Here is a 4,646-nt window from a genome sequence, read left to right on the forward strand (position 1 = left end):
GCTGGGGGGCGGGGGGGGAATGGGCCCGCGGGGGCGGGGGTCTATCGGGGCTGGGCCCCCGCGGCCCGCTCGGGGGCCCCGCGGCTCTCGTGACACGCCCGGACCGGGCGGCGGCCGCGCGGGGCGTGGGGGGGGGCCCGCCGGCAGTGGACCAGTAGCTCTTCGTCGACGCCGAATACGGCGAGTTCGTCGGCGGGCAGATAGATCCGGCCGCGGTCGAGGTCTTCGCCGATATCGCGCAGGAAATTGGTGAGCTGAAAGGCGTTGCCCAACGCCGCCGCCGCGGGTTCGGCCGCCGCGCGGGGGCCTACCGTACCCAGCACCGGGAGTAGCTGCAGCCCGATGGCCGCCGCCGAACCGCGCATGTATTCGTCCAGCGCGGCCATGGTGGGGTAGCGGTTGCGGAACAACGGTGAACCGGGCGCGTCCATGCGCATGGAATCCAGGAAGGTCCAGAAATGCCGGGGATCGATGCAGAACCCGGCGACAGTGTCGGTGAGAGCCAGGGCGATCTCGCCGAACCCGGCCGGTAGCCGACCGAGCCGGGGCGCGTCGAGCGCTGGGATCGCGCTGGGCCGAGGCGGGTCGGGCGGCCGAGGCGGGTCGGGCCGGGGTGGGGGGAGCGGCGCGGTCGCGGACCGGGGTGGATCGAATGGCCGGCCCGTGCTCGCCTGGGGCGGGCCGAGGGGCGCGGTCGCCCGGAGCCGGGCCGGGTCGGGTGGAACGGGCGCGGCGAGCGGTGTCCACGAGATGCGCAGGGCGAGTTCGATGTCATCCAGCACTGCCGCCGCCTGCCGGGGCGATACCGGGTCGTCGACGATATCGTCCACCATGCGGGCGAAGGCATACAGAGCGTGTACGGCGGGGCGCTGCTCAGCGGAAAGCAGCCGGGTCGCGAGGTAATAGGTGCGTCCGTGGACGGCGGCCGTCCGCCGGCACCGGTCGTATGCGCGGCGCAGCGTTTCAGGATCAGCGGTGCGGGAGAAACCGGGGGTGACGACTTCCGGGCATCCGAGTGGTTCCATTCGGGCATGGCGATCGGTGGTACGTCCGCTCATTTCGGGGCCGGTCGAATTCCCGAGTGTGGCAGCGCTTCCGTCCCCGCGTGTGGCCGCGGTGCTGTATCCGGCGGTGCCGGGGTCGCCGGCGATCTTCGGACCGCGCTCGGCGCTCACGGTCCGGCGGTGACAGTGGGCGTCGTGACCTGCCGGGGCGTTCCACGCAGGCGCAGCGGGTCGACCGTCCGCAGCGAGAGCGCGGCGACGACGGAGGCGAAGGTCGCGGCGGCGACATGCCAGAAGTTGTAGAGCCCGATCGAACCGTCGGGCTGGAACACCAGCATCAACCAGGTGCACACACCGACCAGCGTCATGAGCGTGGTGGTCGACAGCGCGAATCCCGCCGCCAGCGCCAGCGGCCACGAGTAGTACCAGGGCAGTGCGGCCGGCGACAGGATGACGATCGCGACGAAGGCGATCAGGATCCCCAGTACCGCATCACGTTCGGTCAGTTTGAACCGCCACCACGTCCACACCAGCAGGCCCAGCAACGCGGCCATGCACAGCAGGCGGGTCACCTCGAGGATCGAGCCGAGTTCGAAGGGTGTGATCCAGGTGGTGATATGCGCCAGGATCGTCGGGAGCGACAACCAGTTGATGATCTTCTGTGACCCGGACAGCGCAGTGAGCCACCCGATCCCGACCCCGGCGATCGCCGAGGCCGCCACGAACACCACCGCGAAGACCGCCAGCCCGAGCGAGGCGATCTTGACGAACATCTTCCAGTGGTGTGCGAGGAATTCCCGGCTACTCGTCCCGAGCGCCGCACGCTGCCCGTCCTCGGCGCGCCGGTCGCGTTCGTGCAGCATCCAGATCCACACCAGGAACGGTAGCGCCACACCGGCGGTCGCCTTGATCGCGACCCCGATGGCCACCACCACGATGCCCGCCACATGGTGACGTTCCAGGACCAGCGCGATACCCGCGCACATCAGGCCGACCATCAGCATCTCGTTGTGGACGCCGCCGATCAGGTGGATCAGCACCAGCGGGTTGAGCACGGCCAGCCAGAGCGCGACCGTGGGCCGCCCACCGAGATGTTTGGTCAGGTACGGCACCGCCCACATCATCAGCACCAGGCCCGGCAGCATCACGAACCGCAGCGCGATGGTGCCCGCGACCACGCTGTCGCCGGTGACCGCGGTGATGGCGCGGCCCATCAGCAGGAACACCGGCCCGTAGGGGGCGGTGGTGGTGGTCCAGACGGTGCTCACATTGTCGAGCAGGACCCCGGGATTGGCGACAGGACCCACCTGGTACGGGTCGAAACCGTCCCGGAGCAGGGCGCCCTGGGCGAGGTAGGAGTAGGCGTCGCGGCTGAACATCGGTACCGCGAACATAAGCGGGGTGATCCAGATACCGACGATCGCGCGTAATTCGTTGAGGCGCACATCGCCGGAGTGACCGCCGAAGCCCAGCGTGATACGGCCCAGCCGCACCCAGGCGGCCACCATCATCAGCACGCCGGCCCATACACAGATCATCGACAGGGCGTATCCGTGCCCGAACCGCAGCCAGGACAGGTGCACCGCTTCGAGGAGTGGATCGCGTTTACGCACGCTGCCGGCGCCGAACCCGCCGAAGGTGATCATGACCGCGCCGATGAAGCCGAGCAGTGCCGCATGCCCCTCCGGGCTGCGCAGGAAATCGGCGCAGAACCGCAGCAGACCCAGCACACCGGGCGCGAAACCGGCCCGGCCGGATACGCGCGCAGAAGCGGGCGCGGCCGGTGCGGGGGCACCGGTGCCGGGGAGTTGGACGGCGGTGGCGGTGGTGTGCGTATGGGGGGCTGGCATCAGTTGTCGGTCCCCCCGGGTGGTCGGCGGTCGCAACCGCAGGCGAATAGGTCGGCGCTCAGTTTACGGCTTCCCTCGGGGAAGACCGCCGGACGGTGGCGGGGGCCCGTGTCCGGACTCCGCGATTCTCGCCCACAATGCGCTGTGCCGCGAGTTTTCCCGACAGCAGCGCGGTGGGAACTCCGACACCCGGCGTGGTACCGCAACCTGCCAGGACCACGTTCTCGCTGCCACGCGGGAAGTTGCGCGAACGAAACGGACCGGTCTGGCGGAACAGGTGCGCTGCCGAGAAAGGAGTTCCGGCGATCATTCCCTGATCCCGCCACGTCGCGGGCGTGTCGAGCCGGTCGACGACGAACTCGCTCGTAATCCGGTGGTATCCGCGCGCTTCCAGTACCGAGAGCAGCTCGCGCAAGTAGGCCCGGCCCATCCCGGCCCAGTCCAGCGGCGCCGAATCCAGGTTCGGGCACGGTGCGAGTAGCGAGAACGGTTCGTAGCGGACTCCGTCGCGAGTGACGTACAGGCCGGGGTCGCTCAGCGCGGGGCGGGTCAGCAGCAGCGACGGATCGCTCATCGGCCGGCCGCCGCGCCGCGCGGTGATCTCGCGGAAGGTCTGCGCCCAGGCGGCACCGAAGTCGATCGTGTGATGGGCCTGCACCGGCCACTGTTCGGCCACCGCGACCGGTACCAGTCCGTGCGCGACCACCGCCGACGGGGAGGCCCGCAGACCGCGGCGCGGCCGGATACCGAAGCGGTTCAGCGATCCGAGATCCGCGGTGAGCACGACCGCGTCGCTGGGCAGGGTCCGCCCGCCGGCCAGTACCACGTGCCGCGCCCGGCCCAGGTGGTAGTCGATACCCGTCACCTCGGTGCCGAGTTCGAGCCGGCCGCCCGCGGCGGTGAACGCCCCGGCGAGAGTGTCGGCGACGGCGCGCATACCCCCGTCGGGGAAGTAGACGCCCAGACCCGTATCCATATGAGGAATGGCGCCGTACACGCCCAGCGCCTGCGCGGGCGCCATCCCGGCGTACAGCGCCTGGAATGTGAACAATCGGCTCAGCCGGGAGTCGCGCAGGGTACGGGTGACCCGCCGGCCCAGTCGGCCGAACGCCCCGAGCGCGACGAGGTCGAGCAGGGCCGCGCGTTTCGCCGGGATCCGCACCAGATCCAAGGGGGAGTCGAAATTCGCCGCCAGGAATTCGTCGTATTCGGCGCGGTAGACCCGACCCAGCCAGTCCCGCAGCCGGCGGTAGCGCACGGCCTCGTCCGGGCCGCAGACCCGCGCCACCTCCGCGCTCATCCGATCGGCATCGGAGAAGACGCGCAGATCCGATCCGTCGGCGAAACGGGCGTGATACGCCGGGGCCAGCGGCCGGATCTGCAGCGGAGGTACCGCGGTATCGGTATCGAGACCGACGGTGGCCAGCGCGTCGTCGACGAGTTCGGGCAGAGTGAGGATGGTGGCGCCGGAATCGATGTCGTAGCCGTCGAACCGGTAGCGTCCCATCCGCCCGCCGGGGTGATCGGCGCGTTCCACCACGGTGACGGCGCAGCCCGCGCCGGTCAGGTACAGCGCCGCCGACAAACCGGACAGCCCGGCCCCGACCACGACGACCCGATCCACCGGGCCCCGCACCGTCCTCATATGCCCGACCCGCTCATGCTGTGTCCGTCGGGCATGTGCGGGGGCCCTGCGTGGTGACGCTGCGCTACCGCCTCCGGGCCTGACCCGCTCATGCTGTGTCCGTCGGGCATGTGCGGGGGCCCTGCGTGGTGACGCTGCGCTACCGCC

At 70.4% G+C, this 4,646-nt stretch carries 3 protein-coding genes; all 3 read right to left on the reverse strand.

From position 1 onward, the window contains the following. Positions 1–41: 41 nt before the first annotated feature. Entirely contained in the window at positions 42–1,025 is a 984-nt protein-coding gene (locus QH195_RS02200; protein WP_280434142.1) for a phytoene/squalene synthase family protein, read from the reverse strand. A 146-nt stretch (positions 1,026–1,171) separates the two neighbouring features. Continuing rightward, a complete protein-coding gene (locus tag QH195_RS02205) occupies positions 1,172–2,854 on the reverse strand; it encodes an alpha-(1->6)-mannopyranosyltransferase A (protein ID WP_280434143.1) in 1,683 nt (560 codons plus the stop codon). 58 nt (positions 2,855–2,912) lie between these two features. Further along, positions 2,913–4,499 (reverse strand): phytoene desaturase family protein, encoded by a 1,587-nt coding sequence (crtI, locus tag QH195_RS02210; RefSeq protein ID WP_280434144.1) that lies wholly within the window; start codon positions 4,497–4,499, stop codon positions 2,913–2,915. Positions 4,500–4,646: the final 147 nt, after the last annotated feature.

Source organism: Nocardia carnea (assembly GCF_029868855.1).
In the GTDB taxonomy this organism is placed as follows: Bacteria; Actinomycetota; Actinomycetes; order Mycobacteriales; family Mycobacteriaceae; genus Nocardia; species Nocardia carnea_A.